This is a genomic window from Cellulomonas sp. ACRRI, from assembly GCF_022346185.1.
Lineage (GTDB): Bacteria > Actinomycetota > Actinomycetes > Actinomycetales > Cellulomonadaceae > Cellulomonas.
Genome location: NZ_JAKRMS010000255.1, coordinates 1 through 1,422 on the forward strand (window position 1 = coordinate 1; position 1,422 = coordinate 1,422).

1 protein-coding gene and 1 pseudogene are annotated in these 1,422 nt (G+C 77.1%); both read left to right on the forward strand.

The annotated features are described in order from the left end of the window. Positions 1-31 precede the first annotated feature (31 nt). Positions 32-1,054, forward strand: coding sequence for an NAD(P)-dependent oxidoreductase (locus MHY85_RS20990; RefSeq protein WP_239200396.1), 1,023 nt, complete (start codon positions 32-34; stop codon positions 1,052-1,054). Then, positions 1,054-1,422, forward strand: a pseudogene (locus tag MHY85_RS20995) (dihydrodipicolinate synthase family protein); the annotation flags it as partial. The gene MHY85_RS20990 and the pseudogene MHY85_RS20995, both read left to right, overlap by 1 nt.

Below are 1,422 nucleotides of genomic sequence, written 5' to 3' on the forward strand. Positions count from 1 at the left end.
CTCCCCGCACGTCCCACCCGGAAGGACCCGCATGTTCACCTCCGAGCAGGAGCTCGAGGACCGGCTCACCACCCCGTCGGCCGCCCTGGTCGCCGACCTGGCCCGCGGCGCCGGTGACCTGGTCATCCTCGGCGCCGGCGGCAAGATGGGCCCCACGCTCGCCGTGCTCGCCCGGCGCGCCCTCGACGCGGCCGGGCGCGACGGCGACGCGGTGCACGCCGTCTCGCGGTGGTCCGACCGCGCCCAGGCCGACCGGCTGCGTGCCGCGGGCGTCCGGGTGGTCACGGCCGACCTGCTCGGCGACGACGACCCCGCGGCGCTGCCGGACGGCGCGGATGTGCTGTTCATGGTGGGGGCGAAGTTCGGCGCGGCGGCGGCGCCGTCCTGGGCGTGGGCCGTGAACGCGGCGCTGCCGGACCGCGTGGCGCGCCGGTACCGGGACAGCCGGATCACGGCGTTCTCCACGGGGAACGTCTACCCGCTGGTGCCGGTGGGCAGCCAGGGCGCCGCCGAGGACCACCCGGTCGGGCCGGTCGGCGAGTACGCGATGTCCTGCCTGGGCCGGGAGCGGGTGTTCGCGCACGGCGCCCTGACCCGGGGCACGCCGGTGTCGCTGATCCGGCTCAACTACGCCGTCGACCTGCGGTACGGCGTGCTCTACGACATCGCCTCGACGATCCTCGCCGGCGAGCCGGTCGACCTCACCACCGGCCACGTGAACGTGGTGTGGCAGGGGTACGCGAACGAGGTCACGCTGCGCGCCACGGCGCACGCGTCGCCCGACGTGTTCACGCTCAACCTCACCGGGCCGGAGGTGCTGCCGGTCGAGCGGGTCGCCCGCCGGCTCGCCGCGGGCCTCGGGCGAGACGTCGCGTTCACGGGCGCGCCGGCCGGCACGGCGCTGCTCAACGACGCCACCCGGTGCCTCGACCTGTTCGGCTACCCCGAGGTCACCGCGGGCACGCTCGTCGACTGGCAGGCGCAGTGGCTCGCGGCCGGCCTGCCGACCAGCGGGAAGCCCACCAAGTGGGCCGTCCGGGACGGGCGGTTCTGATGGCCGCGCCCGCGCTGCCGTGCGACGTCGCGGCCCTGCTCCGCGCCGGGACGGTGATCCCGGCGCACCCGCTCGCGCTCACCGAGGACCGGCGGCTCGACGAGCGGCACCAGCGCGCGCTGACCCGGTACTACGCCGCGGCCGGGGCGGGCGGCGTCGCCGTCGGGGTGCACACCACGCAGTTCGAGATCCGGGACGTCGGCCTGTACGAGCCGGTGCTCGCGCTCGCGGCCGACACCCTGGACGGCGCGCTCGCCGCGGACCCGCGGCCCTTCGTCCGGGTCGCCGGCGTCGCGGGGCCGACCGCCCAGGCGGTGGCCGAGGCCGAGGTCGCCGCGTCGCTCGGCTACCACGCGGTGCTGCTGAGC